The organism is Marinobacter sp. EhC06 (assembly GCF_001650915.1).
Lineage (GTDB): Bacteria > Pseudomonadota > Gammaproteobacteria > Pseudomonadales > Oleiphilaceae > Marinobacter.
Genome location: NZ_LXYO01000012.1, coordinates 157,860 through 183,486, shown reverse-complemented (window position 1 = coordinate 183,486; position 25,627 = coordinate 157,860). Strand labels below are relative to the sequence as shown.

Annotated in this window: 18 protein-coding genes; 10 read left to right on the top strand and 8 right to left on the bottom strand. The window is 56.4% G+C overall.

Features of this window, described 5'->3' with window-relative positions:
- Window positions 1–59: 59 nt before the first annotated feature.
- Complete coding sequence (locus A8B84_RS07225) at window positions 60–1,652, top strand: BCCT family transporter (protein WP_064227379.1); 1,593 nt, start codon at window positions 60–62, stop codon at window positions 1,650–1,652.
- A gap of 61 nt (window positions 1,653–1,713) precedes the next feature.
- Here the strand turns inward: A8B84_RS07225 and A8B84_RS07220 are convergent, their stop codons facing one another.
- From A8B84_RS07220 to A8B84_RS07205, 4 genes are all read right to left on the bottom strand, one after another.
- The gene (locus A8B84_RS07220; protein ID WP_064227380.1) at window positions 1,714–2,661 is read right to left on the bottom strand and encodes an alpha-L-glutamate ligase-like protein; all 948 of its coding nucleotides are present in this window, start codon (window positions 2,659–2,661) and stop codon (window positions 1,714–1,716) included.
- A 1-nt stretch (window position 2,662) separates the two neighbouring features.
- Window positions 2,663–4,180 (bottom strand): inactive transglutaminase family protein, encoded by a 1,518-nt coding sequence (locus A8B84_RS07215; RefSeq protein WP_064227381.1) that lies wholly within the window; start codon window positions 4,178–4,180, stop codon window positions 2,663–2,665.
- Entirely contained in the window at window positions 4,177–4,974 is a 798-nt protein-coding gene (locus tag A8B84_RS07210; RefSeq protein WP_064227382.1) for an ATP-dependent zinc protease, read from the bottom strand. Before A8B84_RS07210 ends, A8B84_RS07215 begins: the two co-directional genes overlap by 4 nt.
- Before the next feature lie 146 nt (window positions 4,975–5,120).
- Window positions 5,121–5,510 (bottom strand): hypothetical protein, encoded by a 390-nt coding sequence (locus tag A8B84_RS07205; RefSeq protein WP_064227383.1) that lies wholly within the window; start codon window positions 5,508–5,510, stop codon window positions 5,121–5,123.
- A 288-nt stretch (window positions 5,511–5,798) separates the two neighbouring features.
- On the opposite strand from A8B84_RS07205, the gene rmuC reads away from it, so the two are divergent.
- Entirely contained in the window at window positions 5,799–7,274 is a 1,476-nt protein-coding gene (gene rmuC / locus A8B84_RS07200) for a DNA recombination protein RmuC (RefSeq protein WP_064227384.1), read from the top strand.
- Window positions 7,275–7,279: 5 nt separating this feature from the next.
- Window positions 7,280–8,134, top strand: coding sequence for a hypothetical protein (locus A8B84_RS07195; protein WP_064227385.1), 855 nt, complete (start codon window positions 7,280–7,282; stop codon window positions 8,132–8,134).
- Between the two features lies 1 nt (window position 8,135).
- On the opposite strand, the gene A8B84_RS07190 is transcribed toward A8B84_RS07195, so the two are convergent.
- Window positions 8,136–9,155: an AraC family transcriptional regulator gene (locus tag A8B84_RS07190; protein WP_064227386.1), complete on the bottom strand. Its 1,020-nt coding sequence runs from the start codon at window positions 9,153–9,155 to the stop codon at window positions 8,136–8,138.
- A 195-nt stretch (window positions 9,156–9,350) separates the two neighbouring features.
- On the opposite strand from A8B84_RS07190, the gene A8B84_RS07185 reads away from it, so the two are divergent.
- Entirely contained in the window at window positions 9,351–10,472 is a 1,122-nt protein-coding gene (locus tag A8B84_RS07185) for a CaiB/BaiF CoA transferase family protein (protein ID WP_064227512.1), read from the top strand.
- Between the two features lie 117 nt (window positions 10,473–10,589).
- Window positions 10,590–13,256 carry a penicillin acylase family protein gene (locus A8B84_RS07180; protein WP_064227387.1) on the top strand — a complete coding sequence of 889 codons (2,667 nt, stop codon included), beginning with the start codon at window positions 10,590–10,592 and terminating at the stop codon, window positions 13,254–13,256.
- A gap of 353 nt (window positions 13,257–13,609) precedes the next feature.
- On the opposite strand, the gene A8B84_RS07175 is transcribed toward A8B84_RS07180, so the two are convergent.
- Both A8B84_RS07175 and A8B84_RS07170 read right to left on the bottom strand, forming a co-directional pair.
- Window positions 13,610–16,480: an MECDP-synthase gene (locus A8B84_RS07175; protein ID WP_064227388.1), complete on the bottom strand. Its 2,871-nt coding sequence runs from the start codon at window positions 16,478–16,480 to the stop codon at window positions 13,610–13,612.
- A gap of 305 nt (window positions 16,481–16,785) precedes the next feature.
- Window positions 16,786–17,559 carry an enoyl-CoA hydratase gene (locus tag A8B84_RS07170; RefSeq protein WP_064227389.1) on the bottom strand — a complete coding sequence of 258 codons (774 nt, stop codon included), beginning with the start codon at window positions 17,557–17,559 and terminating at the stop codon, window positions 16,786–16,788.
- A 183-nt stretch (window positions 17,560–17,742) separates the two neighbouring features.
- Between A8B84_RS07170 and A8B84_RS07165 the strand changes: the two genes are divergently transcribed.
- Window positions 17,743–19,257: a fumarate hydratase gene (locus A8B84_RS07165; RefSeq protein ID WP_064227390.1), complete on the top strand. Its 1,515-nt coding sequence runs from the start codon at window positions 17,743–17,745 to the stop codon at window positions 19,255–19,257.
- Window positions 19,258–19,333: 76 nt separating this feature from the next.
- Here A8B84_RS07165 and A8B84_RS07160 read toward each other — a convergent pair whose 3' ends face one another.
- A complete protein-coding gene (locus A8B84_RS07160) occupies window positions 19,334–20,788 on the bottom strand; it encodes a protein adenylyltransferase SelO (RefSeq protein WP_064227391.1) in 1,455 nt (484 codons plus the stop codon).
- A gap of 75 nt (window positions 20,789–20,863) precedes the next feature.
- On the opposite strand from A8B84_RS07160, the gene A8B84_RS07155 reads away from it, so the two are divergent.
- The 4 genes from A8B84_RS07155 to A8B84_RS07140 are packed head-to-tail and all read left to right on the top strand — an operon-like array spanning window position 20,864 to window position 25,626.
- Window positions 20,864–21,802: a hypothetical protein gene (locus A8B84_RS07155; RefSeq protein WP_064227392.1), complete on the top strand. Its 939-nt coding sequence runs from the start codon at window positions 20,864–20,866 to the stop codon at window positions 21,800–21,802.
- Window positions 21,803–21,814: 12 nt separating this feature from the next.
- Complete coding sequence (locus tag A8B84_RS07150) at window positions 21,815–22,630, top strand: HAD-IIB family hydrolase (RefSeq protein WP_064227393.1); 816 nt, start codon at window positions 21,815–21,817, stop codon at window positions 22,628–22,630.
- Between the two features lie 36 nt (window positions 22,631–22,666).
- Entirely contained in the window at window positions 22,667–23,890 is a 1,224-nt protein-coding gene (locus A8B84_RS07145; RefSeq protein WP_064227394.1) for a hypothetical protein, read from the top strand.
- Window positions 23,887–25,626 carry a sugar phosphorylase gene (locus tag A8B84_RS07140; protein WP_064227395.1) on the top strand — a complete coding sequence of 580 codons (1,740 nt, stop codon included), beginning with the start codon at window positions 23,887–23,889 and terminating at the stop codon, window positions 25,624–25,626. Before A8B84_RS07145 ends, A8B84_RS07140 begins: the two co-directional genes overlap by 4 nt.
- Window position 25,627 lies beyond the last annotated feature (1 nt).

Below are 25,627 nucleotides of genomic sequence, written 5' to 3'. Positions count from 1 at the left end.
TGTAATGTTTGAACTCCGATTCTGAATAAACGACTTATCAACCCAGGAGGCGCCATAACGTGGGCGAGGTAGTGAAAGACGAATATTCGACGGACTACGTGGCTGGCCAGGACAATATCACACCGTTCGGGCTGGATCTTCACGCACCGGTATTTCCGATTACGGCGATACTGGTTGTTGCGTTCGTGATAGGAACCCTGATGTTCCCCGGGCAGGCCAAAGAGCTGCTTGATGGAGCGAAATGGGACATTATTGCGACCTTTGACTGGTTTTTCCTGATCAGTGCCAACATCTTCGTAGTGGTTTGTTTGGCCTTGATCTTCCTGCCAATGGGTAAGATCCGTATTGGCGGCCAGGACTGCAAACCTGAATTCTCTACGATTTCCTGGTTCTGCATGCTGTTCGCGGCGGGCATGGGTATTGGTCTCATGTTCTGGGCCGTGGCCGAGCCGGTGGCCTACTACACAGGATGGTATGAGACACCACTCAACGTAGAAGCGGGCACGAATGAAGCCCGCAATCTTGCGATGGGCGCGACGATGTACCACTGGGGCCTGCACCCCTGGGGCATCTATGCGATCGTTGCGCTGTCCCTGGCATTCTTTGCCTTCAATAAAAACATGCCGCTAACCATCCGCTCCGCCTTTTTCCCTTTGCTTCGAGATAAAGTGTGGGGCTGGCCTGGCCACATTATTGATGTTCTGGCGGTCGTAGCCACCATTTTTGGCCTTGCCACATCTCTCGGTTTCGGCGCTCAGCAAGCGGCTTCCGGCCTGAACTATCTGTTTGACGTTGGCGCTGGAACGAATATTCAGATGGCGATCATCGTCGGCGTTACAGCGCTTGCGTTGATCTCAGTGCTCAGGGGCCTCGATGGCGGCGTGAAAGTCCTGAGTAACATCAACATGGGCGTTGCAGCCATTCTGCTGTTATTCGTTATTTTCGCTGGTCCAACCATGACCATTCTTGAAACCCTGTGGGTTACTTCTTCCAACTATGTTGGCAATGCTTTGCAGCTCAGTAATCCGTTTGGTCGTGAAGACGAAGCCTGGTTCCAGGGCTGGACTGTGTTCTACTGGGCATGGTGGATTTCCTGGTCACCGTTCGTTGGCATGTTCATCGCGCGCGTGTCCAAGGGACGCACAGTTCGAGAATTTGTTACCGCAGTGTTGATTGTTCCGACTGTGATCACGGTCGTGTGGATGAGTGCTTTCGGTGGCGCCGCTATCGAACAGATCCAGCAAGGCATTGGTGAGTTGGCTGAGAACGGTCTGACTGAAGTTTCCCTCGCGACGTTCCAGATGTTTGCGAACCTGCCGCTGACTGGAATCCTGTCATTCGTCGGTATCGTTCTGGTTCTGGTGTTCTTCGTGACTTCCTCGGATTCGGGCTCGCTGGTAATCGACAGCATTACTGCCGGTGGCAAGACCGACGCACCGACCGCTCAGCGTGTGTTCTGGGTTGTTGCTGAGGGTGCCATTGCTGCAGCCCTGATCTTTGGCGGCGGTGAAGATGCACTTGGCGCGATTCAAGCAACCGCAATCAGTGCTGGTCTGCCGTTTACGGTGGTTCTCCTGGTCATGACCTGGGGTCTGCTGAAGGGGCTCAGTCACGAGCGTCAACTACTGATCGCACGGGGCGAGCTCACGTAACAGTGATCTGAAAATAAAAAACCGGGGCTTCGGCCCCGGTTTTTTTGTGCCTGGTAAAAACTCAGGAACTGGCGAACGTTTCCATGGCGAAACGTGAGCGCTCCGACGGCGTAAAGTGTGGCCGTTTAAGCGCTTCAATGGCCCGGAGTCGGGGCAGCAGGCCGCGACCATTTGCCATCTGGATTGCCAGCCCGGGTCGGGCGTTCAATTCCAGCAGCAGTGGCCCTTCGTTGGCATCCACCACCAGATCGACTCCCATGTAGCCAAGGCCGGTCGCCTCGTAGCACCGTGAGGCCATTTCCAGCATTTCGTCCCAGGCTTCAATCTGGATGTTCTCCAGTGCCAGGCCAGTGTCGGGGTGCAGCGTAATAGGGCGGTTGAACTGAACCGCATTCAGGCCTCTTCCAGAGCCAATATCCAGGCCAACACCCACGGCGCCCTGATGGAGGTTTGCCTTACCGTCAGATGCGGTTGTGGCCAGTCTCAGCATGGCCATCACGGGGTAACCCTGGAAGACGATAATCCGGATGTCGGGCACACCCTGATGGGAATACTTCGCCAGTGATGGCGCAGACTCCACCAGGTTTTCCACGATCGCCACGTCCGGCGTGCCGGCGAGTGAGTAGAGCCCGGCCAGAATGTTGGTCAGATGACGTTCCAGGAATGGGGAATCGACGCGCGAACCGGAAGCTTTGATGTATTCATCGCCATCCCGACCGGTTATGACGGTAATGCCCTTGCCGCCGGAGCCTTTCGCCGGTTTGATGGCAAAACCGGCCAGATCCTCTGCCATTTCCCGGAAGTGCGATATTTCATGCTGCTGGCGAACAACCTGAAGCAGTTTCGGGGTGTTTACGCCGTACTCGGCAACCACCAGTTTGGTCTTCAGTTTGTTGTCGACCAGAGGGTAGGATGAACGCTCATTGTACCGGGCAATGTAGTCTACATTGCGCCGGTTCATATTCAGCATTCCCAGTCTCTTGAGTGATCGCGGCGATATCCAGTCCATGTCAGTCGTACGCCTTCATTGGCGTGAAGCGCCTCAGCTCGCTGAGCTTGTAGCCGGTGTACTGACCCATCAACAGGATCAAGCCGAGGATCACAAGGTGCAGCTCCGGGAAGTTGAAGGTGAGATGGCCGGCCAATGGTGCGCTCATCAGCAAATAGGCGCAGATGGCCACAAACAGACTCCCGGCGCCCTGGACCATGACCTCGTGCGCACCCTCTTCCTCCCAGAGGATGGACATACGCTCGATGGTCCAGGCAATGATCACCATCGGGAAGAAGGTCACCGTCATACCGGTGTTGAATCCCATCTGATAGCCGATGATGCTCAGGCCCGCAGTAATAAAAATAACCAGGATGATCAGAGCGGAAATTCGTGATACCAGCAACAGGTTGAGACTGGAAAGGTAGCCGCGCATAAGCAGACCAATGGATACGACCGAGAGGAAGGCTATCAATCCCGGCACCAGAGTCGTCTGGACGAACGCCACCGCGATCAACACGGGCATGAAGGTGCCAGAGGTGCGAATACCGATGACAATTCGCATGAAAGCGACCATCAGTGCCCCCAATGGCAGCAAGAGCAGCATGCGGAACATGCTTTGTTCTTCTATGGGCAACTCATAAAAACTCAGGAAACCGAGGCCGTTGGAGGCGGACTCCATGGTTGCCAGCTGAAGGGCGGGAACCGTTTGTCTGAGCATTGAGAAGCTCACTTCTGAGTTTTCGCCACCCACCACATCAAGCAATGAGGCCGCGCCCTGGCGCCAAAGCAGGAGATCGTCAGGCACGCCCTGTTCGGCCGTTTTGGGGTTGAAGGTGAGCCAGCGTTCGCCGTTGTAGATTTGCAGATAGGGCATCAGCTGTTGCCGGCGACGAGCATCCTCAAGTCTCAGTCCATCCGCTATTCTGGCGGCAATACCGCTGTGATTGAGCATGTCGACCAGCAGATCCAGATAGTTCTCTTCCGAGACCAGCAGGGTTGTGTTCTGGGTCCGTGTATCTGGCTGCATAAGCCGGATCAGTTCGCGGGTCATGCTTTCCGGGGTGCTTGAGCGGGCCTTTGCCTGGTCCAGAATTTCCTGAACGGCGGTTGCTTCGGGCTCTTCCCAAAAAGTCCTCGGCGTTCTGGGTTCACGGGCCGGGATCTCCGGCTGGGCGTTGGGATCCGGAATAAACTGAGCTTTGAAGTACAGGGTTTGTGGCCCGGAGACTTCACGCTTGCTCCACTCCGCCCGCCGACTGCCGGAGCTGTCGATGATGGAAAAGCCGTAGCCAGGTGATGCCGCCTGTTCGGTCAGGATCCGGAAACCCGGGGGCTGCTCGGGGATATTGAGGCTGGCAAGCACCGATCCGTCGCCTGCGTCAAAATCAATCCTTGCCTCGACCATCCAGACAGGTCGCTGCTCACCCGTCAGCCAGGGGATGCCAAGCTCAACGTGCCGCCAGACGGCGAGGGAGATGCCTGCGGCGATCAGGAGAAAAACGGCGATGTAAAAGGGCAGGCGCGAGCGGGTGGTCACGATTCGTTCCCGTTGTTGTTACGGATGGATTCGGGCAACTCGGTTGCGTACTCCTTGCCGACATCGACCAGCATCACGTCACGCAGAATATTGCGGCCGATAAGAACTTCGTAAGTGAGGTTGGTTCTGTCCGCAAGTGTAAACTCCGCGACCTGTTGGTGGTCGCCAATAAAAAACTGAAGCTCGACGACGACACGGCGCTCTGCTTCGTCAGCGCTGGCCTGGATGACGCGAACCCGGCGGGAGATCTCTTTTTCAAGAGTTACGAACTTGTCGGCACCGGGAACAGGTACATCAAACCGCACCCAGTTGTTGCCGTCCCGCTCAAACCGAGTAATGTTACGTGCGTCTATGGAGGAGGTTTCGGCACCGCTGTCAATTCGAGCCTTGTAAATCAGGCCGGGGCCTGCGAGGTAGAAGTTTTCGACCTCGCCGACAATGACTTTGCCCTTGAGTCGATCTGCACGGCCTTTCGAATCGTCTATCGTGGGGCATTGCTTCTGGGCCTGCACCGGCGGGCACTCGGGTTTTTCCACCTGGGTTGCAATCGCGTCCAGTATGGTCTGAGTAGATGAGCGGTTCTGGGCGATGGCTTGCTCGTGCCTGACTGCTGCGTTGTTTTCCATGGTAACGAGCGTCGCACGCTGACTCTTGATGGAACCCTGGAGTTCATTCAGATCAGTTTTGGGAACCATCAAATAGCGGTCTGCCGAGCATCCCGTCAGCAGAAGAATGCCTGCAAGTGCGGTGACGGTAAGCTTAGGCAGTCCAGCCCGATACCATTTAAAACCCATGAAGAACCCCTGAGCTGGCAGCCTGTCACGCCCGATTTCGGGCTACCGTGACGGTCTGTGCGTGTGAAACCGAATTAATACGGAACGGGAGTATACAACATCCAACCTGTGTGGTTGATTTACAGATGGTTAAGGGGCGGTAGTGTTTACCGTGACAGAAAATTCCCTTCACCAAGAACGGTCTCAGCGCGCAGGTATTCCTGAATAACCGGCGAGCAATTGAGGTAGAACAGCAGCAGCTCGCGCTGTACATCCTGGTCCTGAATTCGAGCAGCAAAACTGATCAGTTCCCGGATTTCCTCGTCACTTTCAGATTTGCTGGAGGGCATCCCGAAACTCTTGCCATAACGGGCTTTTAGCAGATTGGTAAGACGCTCGAGGTGAAACTCGCCCGTGTGAGTGATGTGTGGCAGGATTCTGAATCCTTCCTTGCTACCGGTCGAGCGGGTGCCGAACAAGCCTGCCTGGCTGTCCTGGCCGGAGCAGTCATTGTGCAGAAACTCCGCCTCCAGTTTTCGCCACAGTTCTTTCAGCATGATCTGTTATCCGTTTCTGATCTGGTTCGAACCCGACATGCGGTTAACAAAGGGTAATAACCACTTGGCGAGTGAACATTTTACCCTTTTAGACGATATTACGTTTGCCGTCCAGAGACAGATGCCCGGGCTTTAAAATATTGCCAAACAGTCGAGGTCCTTATCGGCGGTGCCAATCAGATTGACGGCGCACCGGGCAAAAGGTTCCTTTCGTGGGGTAGACTGTTCTGCAACAGATAGATACTGGCTGTTTAATCAAACACAGAACCTCAACAGGAGTAGTACCAGGTGCCTGAAGCCATCACAGAACTGATCTTGTCCCGACCTGATCTGGTGGCGGGATTGATGGTTGTATTAATACTCCTGGTAATTCTGAAAGGGCTTTGGGGCAGGAATAGTCGGCTTGAGCAGGACGTCGAGCATTGGCGTCAGCACGCCGCAAGCCTCGAGAACAGGCTGGCCGGGCTTGATTCGGACCTGGAGAGCCGGAAGGAGCGCCTGGCGCAGCTGGAAAGTGAGCGTCAGAGCCTGCAGGCAAAGGCGGATGAGCTTTCCGGGGCGCTGGGCGAGGCCCGTGTTTCGCTCCGGGAGCAGGAAGTGACGATTGATAAGGAGCGCCGATCCGCCAATGAAAAGCTGGAGCTATTGGAGCGCAACCGTGATGCCTTGAAGCAGGAGTTCGAGAATCTGGCCAATAAGATTTTCGAGCAGAAAAGCGAGCGTTTCAGCCAGCAGACCCGCACCAGCCTTGATACCCTGCTCAATCCATTCAGGGACCAGTTGCAGGACTTCCGCAAACGGGTTGAGGACGTGTATACCACCGAAACCCGTGACCGCCAGGCGCTCCGTAGTGAGATCAAGTCACTGCAGGACCTGAACCGTCAAATCACCGAGGAAGCATCCAATCTGACCCGGGCGCTGAAGGGCGACAAGAAGATTCAGGGCAACTGGGGCGAGCTGATACTCGAGCGGGTACTGGAGAAGTCCGGTCTGCGTAAGGGGGTGGAATACGGCACCCAGGGCAGCTATCGCGACAGCGACAACCAGCTCTATCGGCCGGATGTCATTGTCCATCTGCCGGACAGCCGCAACCTGATTATCGATTCCAAGGTCTCACTGGTGGCCTACCAGCAGTGGGTGACGGAAGACGAGGATTCCGGGGTCAAAGAGGAGGCTCTCAAGCAACACGTTGAAGCCGTGAGAAATCACATCCGCACTCTCAGCGAAAAGGATTACAGCCAGCTCCACGGCCTCCATTCCCCGGATTTCGTGCTACTGTTCATGCCGATTGAACCTGCTTTTGTGGCAGCATTTCAGCAGGACGAGAACCTTTTCGCAGAAGCCTTTGAGCGAAAGATTATTGTGGTAACTCCAACTACGCTATTGGCAACACTGCGAACCATTGAGAACATCTGGCGGTACGAGCGCCAGAGCCAGAACGCCCGGCAAATCGCTGAGCGGGCTGGTGCCGTCTATGACAAACTCAGGGTGTTTGTGGAGGCAATGGAACGTCTGGGCACACAGTTGCATACCGCCCAGGGAACCTATGATTCGGCCATGAACACTCTGACCCGTGGGCGCGGCAACCTGATCTCCCAGGCGAATCGTTTTGTAGAGTTGGGTGTTCGGGTGAAAAAGGAATTGCCGAAGGGGATAATGGATCAGGCTGAAGTAGACGACACTGAGGATTTCCATCATCCCGGGGACAACGACCGGCCTGATTCAGAGGAACAGGCGATTGGTGCAGATAACGAGCAGGAGTAGATGCCATGGCAGTATTATTTGGAACAGGTCGCTGTTTTGCCCTGGGGGTCGTACTGGCTTCCGCGCTCCTGGCAGGACCCGCGTTGGCGCTGGCGCCCGAGCACGAAACCCGCAGATTGATGTTGGCTACCGAGGAGGCAGTTGTTGCCGAGAACTGGGGCGAGGCTGCCGAGTATCTGAACCGCTTGCAGCAACTGGAAGGGGAAAAACCAGAGGATTACTTCTTTTACCGGGGCCGGGTGATGTTGCAGTCTTCCCACCTGAACGAAGCCCAGTCTGCTCTTGAAACCTATGTGAGCCGCGCCGGCGCTGAGGGTGCCCATTATCAGGAATCGTTGCAGCTCATCACCTCTATTGAAAAGACCAGAAAGCAGAACGCCCTGGCGCCCCAGGCAGCCGGTGAAAGTGAACAGGTTGCGGTCATTGAGCCTGCGGGTGAAGGCCGTGTTGAGTCCTTGCGAAAGCTATATCTGGCAGATTCAGATCGTGAGGCGTTGACCCTTCATATCAACAGTCTGCTCGAATTGGCTGGCTGGCGCCGTGATCAGGCGGTAGTGCGGCTCGACCGACCGGCGGATGTGGAATATCGCATTGGAACCCAGGGAGACGAGATACAGATTCAGGAAATCAATCGCGCCGAGGACGGCCGGATACTGCGAAGCACGGAGCCGATGTCGGTGTTTGGCATTAACCCCAGGGTTGAATGGCGTTGCGAGGCGGCTGTTTCAACCTGCTGGGTCTACGATCCCAGGGACGGTTCCCGCTTGCTCCAGCTGGCCGCCAATCGGGAGCGGGCCCAGGAAATTGCCGAGACGCTCGGGCAACTGATCCGTGCGCTCCAGGTACCGTCGGGGTCCTGAATCAGTCGGAGGGGGCGCCACGCTCGCCTTCCCGGTATGCGCCGGGCGTTACGCCCGTCCACTTCTTGAAGGCCCGGTGGAAGGTTGATGGCTCGGTGAAACCGACCTTGGCGGCGATGTCGTTAATGGGAAGTTCCTGTCGGCTCAGGTAGTAAATTGCCATATCCCGGCGCAACAGATCCTTGATTTCCTGGAACGAGGTATTTTCCTGCTTCAGCCGGCGACGCAGTGTTTGCGGGCTGGTGTGCAGTTCCGCAGCAATCCATTCAAAATCCGGCAACGGCTTTGATAAATCCCTTCCGATCAGGGCCCGGATGCGCCCCGTGAATGTATTGCTCTCGTCTGGGCGGGACAGCAGGTCTGCCGGGGAGGTCTTCAGGAACTGTCGCATCTCCGGCTTGTCCCGAATCACTGGTGCAGACAGGAAGCGTTTATCGAAGGTGAGGGCGATTTTGTCGGACTCGAACGCCAGGGGGCAGTGAAAAATGTGCCGGTATTCGTCGCCGTGGGCCGGCCGGGGGTAATCGAATTCGGCCTTCTCCAGCTCGATGGGTTGGCCGATCAGCCAACTACCCAAGCGGTGCCAGATCACCAGAATGCTCTCCCTCAGGAAAAAACTCGGGTCGTTGATTTCGCCTTCCATTCGGGCCACCAGCTGGGCCTTGTCTTCGCCAACCTCCAGTTCCATCGACACCATGGGCTCAAATAGACGGGAAAACTGGAAGGCCTGCCGGTAGACCGATTCCAGATTGGGGCAGTCAATCACCAGCGCGCACATGGTGGCAAAAGTCCCTGTTCGGGCCTTTCTGGGCCCCAGCCCCATGAATTCATCCCCCATCCGGTTCCAGAGCACCTGCATCAGATGACTGAACTGGTCGCTGCTGACCCGGGCCATCTCGATACGTAACAGATCGGGAGAGATTCCTGCCTCCCGGAGCATTTCGCGGGTATCAAAACCAAGTCTCTCGGCACCCACAAGGGCGGCCTGAACAAAGTGCTTCGAAACCGTCAGATCGGACATCACGCTCGCCATTCCATAAAAACGAAACCCATCATAAAACCCCGGCAGCACAATGCAACCGAAGCCGTTCGGTCGGACTGGTAGAAACGGCCAATCGGAATGACGGAACCGGCAGTTGGCCCCATTGGCAAAACCGGGCAGCATGAAGGAAGCGAACGCTACTCGGACAACTCTGACAATAAAAAGGAGATCATCATGGCGGGTCCTCTGACTTCGCTGAAAGTTCTGGATTTCAGTACCTTGTTGCCCGGCCCCTACGCCACCATGCTGCTGGCAGACATGGGGGCAGATGTATTGCGTGTGGAAGCACCGGACAGAGTGGATCTGACCCGGGTTATGCCACCCCACGATGCCGGCGTGAGCACCGCCCACGGTTTTCTGAACCGCGGTAAGAAGTCTCTCGGGCTCAACCTCAAGGAGCAGGGGAGCCGGGAGAAAGTTCTGGAACTGGTCAAGGACTACGATGTTGTTGTTGAGCAGTTTCGCCCTGGGGTGATGGACCGCCTTGGTATTGGCTATGAGGCCCTGAAGGCCGTAAACCCTCGCCTCATCTACTGCTCAATTACTGGTTATGGCCAGACCGGCCCCTACAAAGACCGCGCAGGCCACGATATCAACTACCTCTCACTGGCGGGCGTCAGCAGCCACTGTGGCCGAGCCGACAGCGGCCCGCCACCCATGGGTATCCAGATTGCTGATGTTGCTGGCGGTTCGCACCATGCCGTTATGGGCATACTGGCTGCGGTGATCCACCGGCAGCAGACCGGCGAAGGGCAGTTCGTAGATATCAGCATGACCGACGCAGCCTTTGCGCTGAACGCCATGGCCGGGGCAGCCTGCCTGGCCGGTGGCCAGGAGCAGAAGCCAGAGAGCGCGTTGCTCAATGGCGGCTCCTTTTACGACTACTACCAGACCAGCGATGGCCGCTGGCTCTCGGTGGGCAGCCTCGAACCCCAGTTCTCTGCTCGTCTTTGCGACACCCTGGGGATTCCGGACATGAAAAGCCTGGCCATGAGCCAGAAGCCCGAGCATCAGCAGCAACTCAAAGCCGCGATAAAGGAAAAAATTGCCGCGAAGCCGCTGGCCGATTGGCAGGAGGTTTTTGCCGATCAGGATGCCTGCGTGGAGCCGGTTCTGACCATTTCGGAGGCCGCCGAGCACCCCCAGCTGAAGGCCAGAGACATGGTGATTGGCGTTGATAGGGGGGACGGCACGCAGCAGCCGCAGATCGGGTTTCCGATCAAGTTCGAGAAAACGCCATCGGAAACGTCCCGGATCGGGAAAATGCTTGGGGCTGATAACGATCAGTTTCTTTAGAAGAAAATAACGTGAATAAGTGTTCAGTTTTATCTGGCTGAAAAGGAGGGCTCTGCTAGTTTTATAAATGTCACCGGAAGCGGTGGAACCGTAGTGAACAAATACAAGGACAACACTATGAAGCTCAGGAAAACCCCGAGTGGCAGACATGCCCTCAGTCTCACCGTCGCCCTGCTTGGCAGTACTTTGCTGGCGGGCTGCTTTGATAGCGATAATGACTCTTCGGGACCCTCACAGACTGAGGTGGATCCCAATCTCTTTCCCTCGGATGGTCAGCTAGAGGCGACCATTCGTCGAACTACGGGCGGCGTTCCTCACATCGTCGCTGACGACCTGAAATCTGCGGCTTTCGGGCACGGTTATGCTCAGGCGCAGGATAACGTCTGTATGCTGGCGGAGGCCGTCGTTAAGGCCCGCAGCGAGAGAGCGAAGTATTTTGGGCCAGGACCCGATGCGGGATTTGGCGTCGGTATCAATGTCGTTAATGACTTCAGCTACAAGGCCCAACAGATATATGCTGGCGCTGAGGCCGAGTTCCCCAATCTGAGCCCGGAGAGCCGTGCGCTGATTGAGGGTTTCACTGAGGGTTACAACCGGTACGTTAATGAAACGGATTCTTCTCAGTTCCCTGCGGAATGTGCTGATCAGGAGTGGGTGCAGCCGATAACTCCGGTGGATCTGCTGGCTCATTATCGCATCGTTGGTCAGTACGCCAGTGGTGCGCTGTTCGCCACAGGGGCGGTTTTCCTCGCAGTCCCTCCGGGAGAGAGCCCGGCGCCGACACCGGTAAGCTCGGTGACCAATGTTGAGGAAGTGAACAAGCTCCTAAAGAGCGTTGTGGCTACCGCAGAGGCTGGCGCGAAATCACACACCAATTTCGCGGATATGGGCCTTGCCAGTAACGCTTGGGGTATTGGTAGCGAGTTGACCGAGCAGGGCCGGGGCGCTCTCTTGGCGAACCCCCACTTCCCTTACACAGGACATCGGCGCCTCTACGAGGTTCAGATGACCGTGCCGGGTTACCTGAATGTTCATGGCGCCGGCCTGCTGGGCACGGCGATCCCGTTGATCAACTTCAATGAGAATCTTGCCTGGTCTCACACAGTAACGACCAGTCGTCGCTTTACCTGGTATGAGCTGGTTCTCAAGGATGGAGATAATCTGACCTACGTGAAAGACGGGGTTGAGAAGCCGATTACAACCGAGACCTATCAAATCGAGGTCGATTTGGGGCCACAGACAGTTGTACTGGAAAGAACCTTCTATTTCTCCGAGTATGGCCCGATGATCGCGGCGAACGCTGTGAGTAGTCAGCTGCCGGCTTGGGGCGACAATGGTGCGCTGAACACTTCCTCGACGGTGGCTCACACCTATCGTGATGCCAATGCCAACACTGGGGGGCTTCTGGACACCTGGTTGGGCATGAGTCGAGCCAGCAATCTTGAAGAGTTCCAGAGTGTCTTCCAAAACTGCGGCTCAACCCTCTGGACCAACACCACCTACGCGGATGACCAGGGTAACGCTTTCTACATCGACAGCAGTTCGGTCCCGAACCTCTCCGAGAAAGCCATCGCGCTTGTGAACTTCAGAAGGGCTGGCAGTGCAGCATACGCTGGCCTCTTTGACCAGGGCGTTACCTTGCTCGATGGCAGGCTTTCCCAGGAGGACTGGGTGGAGACCGCTTGTGGTCCTTTGGTGCCTTATGACCAGAAGCCAAAACTGGTTAGATCGGATTGGGTACAGAACTCCAACAGTAGCTATTGGTCAACCAACCCGGACGAGTTCCTGACAGGTTTCTCGCCCCTGTTCGGCGATGAAAAGGCGCCAATCAATCCCCGTACCCGCCTTGGTATCAAGATGCTGCAGAATCTGATGGAACCGGGCTTTCCGGATGCGCCGCTTCCGGCTGGACAGGACGGAAAGTTCAGTGCAGAAGAGTTGATTGGAGTGATCTGGAACAACCGCGCATGGTATGCAGAGCAATTCCTGCCGGAACTTCTGCAGCGCTGCGATGCCATTGGCACTACGGCAGTGAATGGCGTCGATCTGTCTTCCTGGTGCCAATCGCTAAGCACTTGGGATGGCCTGTACAATCGGGACAGCGTGGGTGCCCATATATTCCGGGTGTTCATGGCTAACTACCGTAACGATCTGGATTCAGATCTGACTACACCCTTCAGCCCGGCCGATCCTGTAGGCACGCCTGCGGATCCATCCGAAGAGAATGCAGGGACAGCTAGCGACACCATGCTTCTCGCGCTTGCCGATGGCGTGACTGCTTTGCAGTCTCAGGGCATTTTGCCGACTGATGCACTGGGCGACCTGCAATATTATCGAGCTTCTGGCGGTGTTGTTCCTGGCTCCGGCGGGACACCGGTGTTTCAGACTCAGCCAATCCCCTGGCACGGTGGCGATGGCAATATTGACGGCGCCTTCAATGCGATCGGTGTTGTGACAGATCCGTTCCTGGAAGATACCCGGTTCCCGCGGATCGCGCCGACAACTATTGATAATACTGCAGGGCTTTCGGATGGCTCGGACGGCATTGATGGCTGGTTGATGGCCAGAGGTACCAGCTGGCACTTCGGGCTGGAATTCACGGACAATGGTCCGGAGGCTTATGGCCTTGTGAGTTATTCCCAGTCTACGGACGCCATGTCACCATTCTTTAGTGATCAGAGCGAGCAGTATTCCAATAAGGACTACCGTCAGTTGTTCTTTACTGAGGAAGATATTCAGGCGAACCTGTTGCCGCAGGGCGAGACTGTTATTTCTTCAGAATAAGACTCAGACCAGGATGAAAACGCCGCGCTCTAACGAGTGCGGCGTTTTTTTCGTTGCTATCAGTTATGCCGTTTAGCTCAAGCAAGAAGCCCGTCTAGCCACTCGTAAAGCGGGAAAATCCCTGCTTTTTAGCCACCTTTCCTCCGCTACACGCCTGTCCCCTTTGGCTATCTGAGCGCCGTCAAACATCCTCATAATTTATGGTTGTCCCAATAATGTGAACGGCTGCATTGCTGCAAGAGTCCTCGGGTGTGGGGGCTCCTCGATATGTTGATTGTTCGTCTCTGACCCAGGTCGGGCTTGCCAAAAAAAAGCCCCGGCAATGCCGGGGCTTGGTAGGCAGAAGCTAGTCCTTAAGGAGCAGCTTGCTCGTCCTGATCAAGTGCGTTGGCCAGAGTCGGACTGGTTCCCAGTGCATCAATGTTGTTGGGGGAGGCTGGCACGTTACCGCCGCTCAGCGCTTGGGCTGTTTGAGTGACCATTACCGTAAAGGCATCACTGGTAACGGCAAACCCACCCGGGCAAGCATCATTTGGCGCTTGAGGCGCTACAAAAGTACCATGATTTGCGGTAGAGCATGGGTCACTGCCATCAAAGAATACAGCGACCGGTGTGGTGGCCGAGCCTGAGATGTCTTCACCCTGAAGCAGGTTAAGGTCAGCACCATCGGCAAGATTGGTGCCGCCTGCTCCCAGATCCAACAGTGCCATCAGTGGCTCTGTGCCTGTTAGCGGTGCAGAGAACGCCGGGCTGAGCGGATTGACGTTGGCTTCGTTGGGAACCGTGGTGTCGCCAACAACTTCTGTTACCAAAAGATTGCTGGTAGAAGCACCAAGGCCTTTCGCAAAGTTCACCGGGTCGCCAGCATCTGAGATTGACTGGAAGACATAGAAGAAGCTCTCGAAATCAGAGGTTCCCTGGGTGACACCTGCATTGGCCAGCCCACCAAGAACTTGACCGGAGAAGGCCGGAGAGTTCTCGATCAGGCGAGTAACTTGGCCGCTGGTGTTGTGCAGAACGACCGAGTTAAGCGTCGGGAATGTGAAGTTCGAAAGAGGAACTCCGGCCTGCGCATACGTGCCGTTGAGAGTGGCGTTCAAGGTCGCGTCGTTTGCCAGAGAGGCAAATACCGTTCCGGAAATGCCACCTAGGGAGTGCCCGATGAAGTTCACCGGTACGCCAGCCAGATCGCCTGGTGCGAAGTCCTTGTTGAGGTCAAAGGTCTGGATTGATGCTGCAACGTTTAGCAGGTCAACAACACCTTGGCGCAGATTGTCACGGCTGTTCATCATATTGAGCGGGTTGATAAACAGGCTACCTGATGAAATGTCAGCCAGCGGAGCTTCTACCGGTTGCAGAGACGCATTTGCAGTGTATCCGAAGTGACGCTCGCCGATGTAGTCTGCCGAGATTAGGGCGTTGAGTTGAGCGATTACAGCCGCCTGGTTTGCATCATTAGGATTAAGAAGACCAATTGCGGCTTCCACATCTGTGGTGAGGGCATCCGCATCCAGAGGCGATAATCCAGCTACCGTACCGTTAGTTGCGCCTGCGAGGCCATGAAGTGGCTGATCTATGGCCACAACAGTCTGGCACGCGCTCTGAGCCAGCAATATCGCGGGCAGCATGGAAACGCTCCGATCTACCGTAATGCCATGCTGAAAAATGGTAACCCCTTCAGGTTTTCCTGCCCCATTGGTTTCGACGCATGAAGCGGGTTGAGCTGCGCTTCCATCCAGAACAGGTTGGAAAACCACAACGGGGACAGTGGTGGTCGCATTTTGTTCTGGGAATGGGAAGTACCCGTTCACATTCAGCGTGCCGTCGATATCCCGCAAGAAGGAGAAGATCGTCTGGCCCGGCGCCAGGTTCTCATTAAGGTCGTCTTCCAGGCTTGTGCTACCGCTCCAACTGCCGGTCACAATGCCCGCTCCGGTTTCACCCGGCAACGACTGGAAGTACGGCAGAGCGATGGCACCTTGGGAAACCTGAACCTGCTGCGCTGCATTCGCTATAGCATTGGTTGGATCCGCTGCCAATACCTGAATTGTGGCTAGATCAGTTGCGGGTTCTGGTGCATTAAAGAAAGACGGGCGCGGAACCGGAAGGTGAAGCGTGTCACCGATTTCTGCGCCGATCGCAGCTTGAAGGTCACCTGGTTCAGTGAGGGGCCGAACTGTAGCCAACGCGGTTATTGCTGCCAGCTCTTGGGCATCCAAATCGCTTGGATCAATATCGCCCGCTTGTAGGTCCGCAGCAAGCTCTGCAATTTCACCAAGTTTCGTTGTCAGCTGGGAAAAGTTGAGCGTCGGATAGTTGTCTCTCACCGCTTTCAATTGCGCAGTAAAGCCAACTTTTTGGCCCAGTGCGCTTCCGAATGCTGCAGGTGCCATCATAGCGCGCAACACGTCAGTATCTGAGTTGGTAGTGAAAGTGTATGCCAGTGCCGACTTGGGGGTATCCTGCGGAATCGCCTGAGCGAGGAAAGCGTTCGCCAGTGTATCTGAGGCCTGCAGGATCGATTTCACGTTAGCTAGGGCTGGGTTACCCAATACACCATCCGCAAGATTAACGTCCTGAACAGACCGCTCAATTGGCTGTCCGTCAGCGCCAACAATGTTATTCGTGGCCACGACCAAGTATTTCTGACCTTCTGCGAGAGGCTCCAGGGGAACGATTCTTATGGCGTTGTCGCTGCCACCATCAATACTTACAACGTCGGCTCGGAAATTGGGAATTGACGCCAGATCGAAAGGATTCGCCTGGTCAATGCCTGACGGATTGGTATTCGGGAGCGCTTCAGGCACGCCCTCAACGGCATCTTTCACGTTGACCGGCAGCAGGAATACGGTTGCACCAGCCTGAACGGATACGGGGTTCAGGGACCCGTCAAACTTCAGTGTGAATGCGCCGGAGGTAGAGAAGCCGGAAAGATCGTTGACCGCATCATCGGCCGGAGAAGTGCCGCCAGAGAGCCCTGTAAAGTCATAGTTAGCGCTCTGAGTCGCGCCCAACAACAGAATCAGGTCGGCATTGATCGGAAATTTCGGATCGGAAGCAATCGGGTTGGGATCGTAAATCGGACGAACAATCGACTTATCAATCGTCGTATCTTCAATCTGATAATCCGGATTGGCATTCGCCCCCGTCTCGCCGCTATCAAAGCAGCCTGTAAGTCCAACGGAAGACGCCACGGCAAGACTTATTAGAGTTTTCTTGAACATGGGTGGAACCTTTTCCTGTTGTTGTGTCGTTATGTTCGGCAGCTGACGGGGCCGGTCTGATCCGGTAAGCCCGTTGTCAGTGGCCTGTTCTGCTTAAACTGTTGTCTGAAATTGTAGCCAGCGCTGTAAGCCAATTTCTGTATCTCTGACTATAGCGACAGTATGGCAAGTGTTGATCAGCCAAAAGTGTGATTCTGGTGTTTGAATCCTTCCCGCACGATTGGAGTTCGGCCTTTGAGAAAAATAGTTGCCGGATAACGGTTTGTCGAGGTCCGGCAACAGGGAAATTGAGGCGCAGTCGAGGTTTACTCGAAGCGCGAGAAATCCGGTGCGCGTTTTTCCATAAAGGCCCGGAAGGCTTCGGCGGCTTCTGGGGATTTCAGGCGCTCGGCAAACAGCTGACCCTCTTCGAGCATGGTCTCCCGAAGTGCCGCCATGGTTGGCTGATTCAAAAGGGCTTTGGTGGCTCGAATCGCAGCTGGCGCTTTTTCGGCCAGCCGCTGGCAGGCCTCGAAGGCACTGGCCTCGGTTTGCTCTGGCTCGCAAACCCGGTTGATGAGGCCAAGCCGGACGGCCTCTTCGGCGGTGAAGGCGCCGCCAAGCATCAGGAGTTCGGCGGTGCGCACCCTGCCAATCCAGGAGGGAAGTAGCAGGCTGGAGCCGCCCTCGGGGCACAGGCCGAGGCTGGCAAAGGGCATCTGGAACGCCGTGTTGTTGCCAGCGAACACCAGATCGCAATGCAGCAACATGGTGGTGCCAATGCCGACGGCCGCGCCATTGACTGAAGCCACCACAGGTTTGGTTGCACTGGCCAGTAATAAAAGAAAGCGGCCGACTGGGGTTTGTTCGAAATCACCGGGCAAGCCGGCGGCAAATTCTCCCAGGTCGTTGCCTGCAGTGAAACACTCGCTTGTACCGGTGAAGAGTACGCACCGGATGTTGGTGTCATCCCGGGCCTGTTCCAGGGCGTCCCCCATGGCGGTGTACATGGCGTGGGTGAGGGCGTTCTTGCGCTCTGGCCGGTTCAGTCGAACGATGAGAATCCGGTCTTTGATTTCGGTGAGGACGAGGTCAGTCACGGTGTCTCCTGCGGTGTTATTCTAGTTTGGTTAGGATGATACCTTTTTCTGCAGGCGTTTTTCACGGGTTTTAATCCTTGCTTCGCCATCTGTCGAATCACTCGCCAAGCCGATTTTCTGGTAAACTCTCGCCTCCCGATTTTTGATGACACGACATAACGATATCAAGCTGATGAGGCGCCTATGACCACCGTAATCCGCCAGGACGACCTGATTGAAAGCGTAGCGGACGCGCTGCAGTTCATTTCCTACTATCACCCGAAGGATTTTATCCAGGGCGTCTACGAGGCCTACCAGAAGGAAGAATCCCGGGCGGCCAAGGATGCCATGGCCCAGATCCTGATCAACTCGCGCATGTGTGCCCAGGGCCACCGCCCGATCTGCCAGGACACCGGCATCGTGACGGTATTCGTGAATGTCGGCATGAATGTCCAGTGGGACTGCGATATGCCGCTGGACGACGTGATCAATGAAGGCGTTCGCCGTGCCTACACCCATCCGGACAACGTGCTCCGGGCTTCGGTACTGGCCGATCCGGATGGCAAGCGCCAGAACACCAAGGACAACACCCCAGCTATCATCCATTACAAGATTGTTCCGGGTGACACGGTAGAGGTGCACGTCGCTGCCAAGGGCGGCGGGTCTGAAGCCAAGTCCAAGTTCGCAATGCTGAACCCCTCTGACTCGGTCGTCGACTGGGTGCTGAAGATGGTTCCGCAGATGGGTGCCGGCTGGTGCCCGCCGGGCATGCTGGGTATTGGTATCGGTGGCACCGCGGAAAAGGCGATGGAGCTGGCCAAGGAATCCCTGCTGGACCCGATCGATATTCACGATCTGAAAGCCCGTGGCGCCTCCAATCGTTCCGAAGAGCTTCGTCTTGAGCTTTTTGACAAGGTCAATGAACTGGGCATCGGCGCCCAGGGCCTGGGCGGTCTCACCACGGTTCTGGATGTGAAGGTGAAAGACTATCCCACCCACGCGGCCAATAAACCGGTTGCGATCATTCCGAACTGTGCGGCCACCCGTCACGCCCACTTTACCCTGGACGGTACCGGGCCCTCCCTGCAGACCCCGCCGAGCCTGGACGACTGGCCGGAAATTACCTGGGAAGTGGGTGAGAACGTCCGTCGCGTGAATCTGGATACCGTCACACCGGAAGACGTGAAGGACTGGCAGCCGGGCGAAACAGTCCTGCTCTCCGGCAAGATGCTGACCGGCCGCGATGCTGCCCACAAGAAGATGGTGGACATGATCGAAAAAGGCGAGGAGCTGCCGGTTGATCTGAAGGGACGGTTCATTTACTACGTGGGCCCCGTTGATCCGGTGCGTGAAGAGGTGGTTGGACCCGCAGGCCCGACGACTGCCACACGTATGGACAAGTTTACCCACACCATGCTTGAGAAGACTGGCCTTACCGGCATGATCGGTAAAGCCGAGCGCGGTCAGGTGGCCATCGACGCCATCAAGGAATTCGGTGCGGTATACCTGATGGCCGTGGGCGGTTCCGCCTACCTGGTCTCCAAAGCCATCAAGAACGCGGAAGTGGTTGCCTTCCCGGAACTGGGTATGGAAGCCATTTACGAGTTCGAGGTAGAGGACATGCCGGTTACAGTCGCTGTTGATTCCCGTGGCTCTTCTGTGCACCAGACAGGTCCTGCCGAATGGCACGAGAAGATCATTGCTGCAAAGGCGGTCTGATCTCCGGTAGGTGCTTAAAAAATGAAAAGGGCCGTACGAGTAGATCGTCCGGCCCTTTTTTGTTTGCTTTAACCCGTCAGCTTGAACAGCTGATATTCAGATGCTTGCCCCAATCCGGCGGCAATGCCGCATAAGCCTCGTTCTCCGGTTGCTCGTCATAGGGCCGCTGAAGCACCTTCAGCAGTTCTTTCATCGGTTCGTAGTCCCCGTTCTGCGCTTCCTGGATGACCTGCTGGGCCAGGTAGTTCCTCAGCACATACTTTGGATTCACGCGACGCATGGCGTACTCCCGCTCATCGTGAGCGCGGGTTTCGTTCAGGAGTCTCTCCTCATAGCGCTCCAGCCACTGGTCTGCCACGCTGCGATCTACAAACAGATCCCGCACCGGCCCATGGCCATGGCTGTGCAGATTCGAGAGCGCCCGGAAGAAGGCGGTGTAGTCGATATGGTGCTCGTGCATCATGCTGAAGGTATCCATGATCAGGCTCAGGTCCGCTTCATCTTCGATGGCGAGGCCAAGCTTGTCTCGCATGTTCTGGAGGAAGCGCTCGTTGTAGGCCACTTCATAGCGGCGAAGCCCCCGGCGCACGTCGTCCTCCTCCATTACCGGGAGCAGGGCTGTGGCCAGGTAGCGGCAATTTTCAAACCCGACTTGTGGTTGACGGTTGTAGGCGTAGCGCCCGCCCTGGTCGGTATGGTTGCTTATATAGCCGGCATCGAAATCATCGAGGAATGCGAAAGGGCCATAATCAAAGGTGTCGCCGATGATGGACATGTTGTCGCTGTTCATCACCCCGTGGCAGAAGCCCACCGCCTGCCAGTCGGCAATCGTTCGTGCCGTGCGTTCGACAACTTCCTCGAACCAACGGCTGTATCGCTCGTCATCGGGTAGGTTGATCAGGTGGGGGAAGTGCAGCGAGATCACGTGTTCGAGCAGCGTCTTGACGGTTTCAGGCCCTTCGTGGTGGGCAGCGAACTCGAAATGCCCGAAGCGAATATGCGTTTCGGCCACTCGCACGAGCGCCGCTGCTGTTTCGATGGATTCCCGGCGGACCGGGTCTTTGGCGCTCACCATGAACAGTCCCCGGGTGGTCGGGATGCCAAGTCCATGCATGGCTTCGCTGCACAGGTACTCGCGAACGGTGGAGCGAAGCACGGCGCGGCCATCGCCAAAGCGCGAGTAGGGAGTCATGCCGGCGCCTTTGAGGTGCCAGTCCCAACGTCGTCCATCGGGGCCAACGGTTTCCCACAGCAGCAGGCCACGGCCGTCGCCGAGTTCCGGATTGTAGGCGCCGAACTGGTGGCCGGTGTATTTCATGGCCACCGGGTCCATGCCCTCGAGTAACTCAGATCCCGCACCCACGCCGGTCCAGTCGGATTCGGAATCTGCGCGAAAGCCCATCTGTTCGGCGAGCTTGTGGTTGAAGCACACCATCTTTGCGTCTTTTAGTGGTGAGGGCTGAACCCGGGTATAAAAGCTGTCCGGGAGCTCCAGGTAGCGATGCTCTATTCGAAAATCGTTGCCACTCATAAAACGCCTATACTCCCATTGGTATGAATTCTGCTGCCGTCTCTCTTCAATAATCTATTAAACCGGAAATCCAACGTGTCTGATCGCTCGCTCGAACAAACCGTCAGTGCCCTGATTCAACAGGAGGGCCTGCCCGACTCCTACGCCGAAACGGTGGAAAAGACCATTCTGCCGCTGGCAGACCGAATCTGTGCGCTCCATGATACGGAAAAGCAACCCATTGTGGTTGGTATTCACGGAGCCCAGGGTACGGGTAAGTCTACGTTGACGCTCTTTTTACGAGAAATTCTGCTCCGGCACCGCAACCGGTCTGCGGCCAATTTTTCTCTGGATGACATTTACCTTACCAGAGCCGAGCGTCAGGACCTTGCCGAACGGGTACACCCGTTGTTTAAAACCCGTGGCGTGCCGGGAACACACGACGTGGCGCTCGGGCAACAGGTCTTGAACCGCTTGCGCAGTGCAGCGTCTGAATATGTCACCCCGATTCCTGCCTTCGACAAATCCAGGGACGACCGGGTTCCTCGGGATCAGTGGCCTGTCTTCGGCGGAAGGGCGGAGGTCATTCTTCTGGAGGGCTGGTGCCTGGATGCGCGACCGGAGAAAGACCGTGCGCTCGCCCAGCCGATGAATCTTTTGGAGAAGAACGAGGACCCGGACGGTGTCTGGCGCAGCTATGTTAACGATCAGTTGAAAGGGGAATACCGGCAGTTTTTTGATGAAATCGATTTTCTGGTCATGTTGGAGGCCCCCTCTATGGAGTGTGTTCTTGAATGGCGTCGACTCCAGGAGCAAAAGCTGGCGAACAAAATCCGCAATGCACCAGAAAGTGGCACGCTCCGTGGAGGCGCACAGGATTTGCGCATTATGACCGACGAAGAAGTCGGCCGTTTCGTTATGCACTATGAGCGTGTGACCCGGGCCTGCCTCGCTGAAATGCCGGGGAGGGCCGATGTTCTGATCAACGTGGCCGAGGACCATTCCCTCGGTCTTCCGCAGTTCCGAAAGGCATAACGGAGACCAGCCATGGCCAGACCTCATTTGATCCTCTTTTCGGATCTTGATGGCACCCTGCTTGATCATGACGATTACCGGTGGCATGCGGCAGGCCCGGCGCTGGCCAGGCTGACGGCGGCCAATATTCCCCTGGTGCTTAACTCCAGCAAGACCATGCCTGAAATCCGTGCATTGAGGGAAGAGCTTGGAAATACCGATCCATTCATTGTCGAAAACGGTGCAGCCGTCGTTATTCCGCCCCACGCCCTGGGCAATGCTGAAGAAGAAGTGGTGAATTTTGGTGCAACCCGGGATCGGGTCCTTGAAGTGCTGGGCGCCCAACGGAAGACGGGCGCGCGGTTCAAGGGTTTTGCCGACATGTCCGCAGACGAGCTGGCAGCAGAGACCGGCCTGGAACCGGCGGCGGCCGAGCGTGCCAAAGAGCGGCTGGGGACCGAACCATTGATCTGGCAGGGCACCGACGAGGAGTTGGTCCACTTCGAGGAGGCTCTCGGTGCCGAACAGCTTCGTCTGGTGGCCGGCGGACGTTTTCTCCATGCCATGGGAATTTTTGATAAAGCCGATGGGGCCCGGTTCTTGCTAAACAAATATAAAGAGCAATACCGGGAGCAGCATGGCGATGAGCCTGTGTTGGCCATTGCCCTGGGTGACAGCCCCAACGATCAGCAGATGCTGGAATCGGCGGACATACCGGTGGTGATCCGGGGCGTAAAAAGCGAAGAGGTGCAGTTGCCCTCGACCAGGCACGCCATGCGCTCCCTCAAGCCCGGCCCCGAAGGCTGGAATGAGTGCGTACTCAACCTCCTGGTTGAGTACGGGTACTGACCCGTTCGAGTGCGGGTATCAAGAAGGAGAGCCGCCATGGGCGACTTTTACCAGAATGGCATTATCACAACCCTTCATAACCTTGTTCGGCGTCCGGTGGAGGACCTGGAAGCAGAGCTGATGAGTTTTCGCAAAGCCCGGCCCATGTCGTTGGTGCTGCCGTCGCTCTATTCGGAGCTGGAAGGGCCGGCCCTGAAAAATATTGTGCACGAGCTGGGCAAAGTGCCGTATCTGGATCAGGTGGTTATTGGCCTGGACCGCGCCAACGAGGAACAATACCGCCATGCCCTGGAGTATTTCTCGGGCCTGCCCCAGAACTTCAAGGTGCTCTGGAACGACGGGCCCCGACTCAGGAACATTGACCTGAAACTTCGGGAGCAGAATCTGGCACCGACTGAAATGGGCAAAGGGCGAAATGTCTGGTATTGCTTTGGCTATGTATTGGCCTCCGGTGTCAGCAAGTCCGTTGCCCTGCACGACTGCGACATCCTCACATATTCCCGGGACCTCGTGGCCCGCCTTATCTATCCTGTGGCCAACCCCGGCTTCAACTACATGTTCTGCAAAGGCTACTACGCGCGGGTGGCGGACGGGAAAATGAACGGACGGGTGAGCCGCCTGCTGGTGACACCGCTGATCCGCGCTCTGAAGAAAGTCTGCGGTCCCAACGATTTCCTGGACTACCTGGACAGTTACCGGTACCCCCTGGCCGGGGAGTTCTCGTTCCGCACGGATGTGATCAATGATCTGCGCATTCCCAGCGATTGGGGTCTGGAGATCGGTGTGCTGTCGGAGATGAAGCGTAACTACGCGACCAACCGCCTTTGCCAGGTGGATATAGCCGATGTCTATGACCACAAGCACCAGGAGCTTTCGCCGGAGGATGCCAGCAAGGGGCTGTCCAAAATGAGCATGGATATCGCCAAGGCCTTGTTCCGAAAGCTGGCAACGAATGGCGAAATTTTCTCCAATGAGAAATTCCGGACGATCAAGGCCACGTATTTTCGCATTGCCCTGGATTTCGTGGAGACCTACCAGAACGACGCCATTATTAACGGCCTGACGTTTGATCGGCACAAGGAGGAGAAGGCCGTGGAACTCTTCGCCCAGAATGTGATGCGGGCCGGCGCCTATTTCCTTGATAACCCGATGGACACCCCTTTTATTCCCAGCTGGAACCGGGTAACAAGCGCGATTCCCGACATCAAGGAGCAGTTGCTGGAGGCGGTGGAACTGGATAACGAGGAATTCCGGCCATGACCCAGGCTCTGAAAGCGAAGCTGGTTTCCATGCTGGATGTCGTCTATCCAGAGCTGGACTGTGACTTTCTGGCCGAACAGTTGCTGACCACCATGGGTCTGGAGCCCAACCAGGCCCCGCCGCCTGCGCACCAGAATAACTGGGACGAATCGGATGTGGTGCTGATCACCTATGCCGATACGGTTCAGCGGGCGGACGAAAAACCGCTGCAAACGCTGCATCGTTTTCTGAGCGATTGCCTCTCAGATACTGTCTCGTCGGTGCATATACTGCCGTTTTTTCCCTACAGCTCCGACGACGGATTCTCGGTCATGGACTATCTGGCGGTGAACGAGTCCCACGGAAACTGGGAGGATATCGAGGCCATCGCCCGGGATTACAAGCTGATGGCGGACCTGGTGATCAACCATATGTCAGCCCGCAGCCGCTGGTTCGAGAATTTCCGCAAACGGGTCGACCCGGGCAAGGACTATTTCTTTGAAGGTAATCCGAGAGATGATCTGAGCGCCGTCGTGCGACCCCGAACCTCGCCACTGCTGAACCCGGTTCAGACCGATGATGGCGAACGGTATGTCTGGTGCACCTTCAGTGAGGATCAGGTCGATCTGAATTTTGCCAACCCGAAGGTGCTCATCGAATTCGTTGCCATCATCCGGCGCTACTTGGAGCGTGGCATTATCATCTTTCGCCTCGATGCCGTCGCCTTTCTCTGGAAGGAACCGGGCACGCCCTGCATTCATTTGCAGCAGACCCATGAACTGATCAAGATACTGCGCCTTCTGATTGAGCATCACAGCCCGGATGCGGTGGTGATTACCGAAACCAACGTGCCCAACCGTGAAAACCTCACTTATTTCGGCAACGCCAACGAAGCCCATGTGATCTATAACTTTTCCCTGCCGCCTCTGTTGATCAATACCCTGGTGACCGGTGACTGCAAACACCTGAAAACCTGGCTGATGAGCATGCCGCCGGCGCAGATGGGCACCACCTATCTGAACTTTATTGCGTCCCACGATGGCGTCGGCATGCGGCCGACGGATGGCCTGCTGACTGAGGAAGAGAAGCGCCGGCTGATCAACACCATGGATTCCTTTGGTGGCAAGGTATCATACCGGCGCACGCCGGATGGCCGCGACCAGCCTTACGAGATCAATATCGCCCTTTACGATGCACTCCAGGGCACGGCAGAGTCGGGCCGGGACCACTGGCAGCTGCAGCGCTTTGTCTGCGCCCATACTGTGATGCTGGCGCTGGAGGGGATTCCCGCGATCTACATCCACAGTCTGCTGGCCACCGAGAACGATCTGGAGCGGGTGGAACATACCGGTCGTCTGAGGTCCATTAACCGCAGTCAGTGGCAACTGGATGATCTGGAGCAGAAGCTCGCGGACCCCCTGAGCCACCACAGCAAGGCGTTCCAGGAGCTGAAACGCCTGATCGCCATTCGGCGTAAACAGCCGGCGTTTCATCCGAACGCGACCCAGTTCACCCTGCATCTCGGGCTTCAGCTGTTTGGTTTCTGGCGCCAGAGTATGCGCAGGGATCAGTCCATCTTCTGCATTCATAACATCAGCAACGAAGTGCAGCAGGTAGCCCTGAGCGACATCAATCTGATTGGTACCGATCATTGGCAGGACCTGATTTCCGGAATGACCATTGATGACCTGTCCGGCTCGATTACCCTGAAACCCTACCAGAGCGTATGGCTGTCCAACCTGGAAGTTACCGTCTGAT

Excerpts from the sequence above, each read along its gene's own strand:
- A8B84_RS07220 (WP_064227380.1), bottom strand. The coding sequence starts at position 2,661 with ATGGACTGGATATCGCCGCGATCACTCAAGAGACTGGGAATGCTGAAT.
- A8B84_RS07210 (WP_064227382.1), bottom strand. The coding sequence starts at position 4,974 with ATGGGTTTTAAATGGTATCGGGCTGGACTGCCTAAGCTTACCGTCACC.
- A8B84_RS07205 (WP_064227383.1), bottom strand. The coding sequence starts at position 5,510 with ATGCTGAAAGAACTGTGGCGAAAACTGGAGGCGGAGTTTCTGCACAAT.
- A8B84_RS07195 (WP_064227385.1), top strand. The coding sequence starts at position 7,280 with ATGGCAGTATTATTTGGAACAGGTCGCTGTTTTGCCCTGGGGGTCGTA.
- A8B84_RS07190 (WP_064227386.1), bottom strand. The coding sequence starts at position 9,155 with ATGTCCGATCTGACGGTTTCGAAGCACTTTGTTCAGGCCGCCCTTGTG.
- A8B84_RS07185 (WP_064227512.1), top strand. The coding sequence starts at position 9,351 with ATGGCGGGTCCTCTGACTTCGCTGAAAGTTCTGGATTTCAGTACCTTG.
- A8B84_RS07180 (WP_064227387.1), top strand. The coding sequence starts at position 10,590 with ATGAAGCTCAGGAAAACCCCGAGTGGCAGACATGCCCTCAGTCTCACC.
- A8B84_RS07175 (WP_064227388.1), bottom strand. The coding sequence starts at position 16,480 with ATGTTCAAGAAAACTCTAATAAGTCTTGCCGTGGCGTCTTCCGTTGGA.
- A8B84_RS07165 (WP_064227390.1), top strand. The coding sequence starts at position 17,743 with ATGACCACCGTAATCCGCCAGGACGACCTGATTGAAAGCGTAGCGGAC.
- A8B84_RS07160 (WP_064227391.1), bottom strand. The coding sequence starts at position 20,788 with ATGAGTGGCAACGATTTTCGAATAGAGCATCGCTACCTGGAGCTCCCG.
- A8B84_RS07150 (WP_064227393.1), top strand. The coding sequence starts at position 21,815 with ATGGCCAGACCTCATTTGATCCTCTTTTCGGATCTTGATGGCACCCTG.
- A8B84_RS07145 (WP_064227394.1), top strand. The coding sequence starts at position 22,667 with ATGGGCGACTTTTACCAGAATGGCATTATCACAACCCTTCATAACCTT.
- A8B84_RS07140 (WP_064227395.1), top strand. The coding sequence starts at position 23,887 with ATGACCCAGGCTCTGAAAGCGAAGCTGGTTTCCATGCTGGATGTCGTC.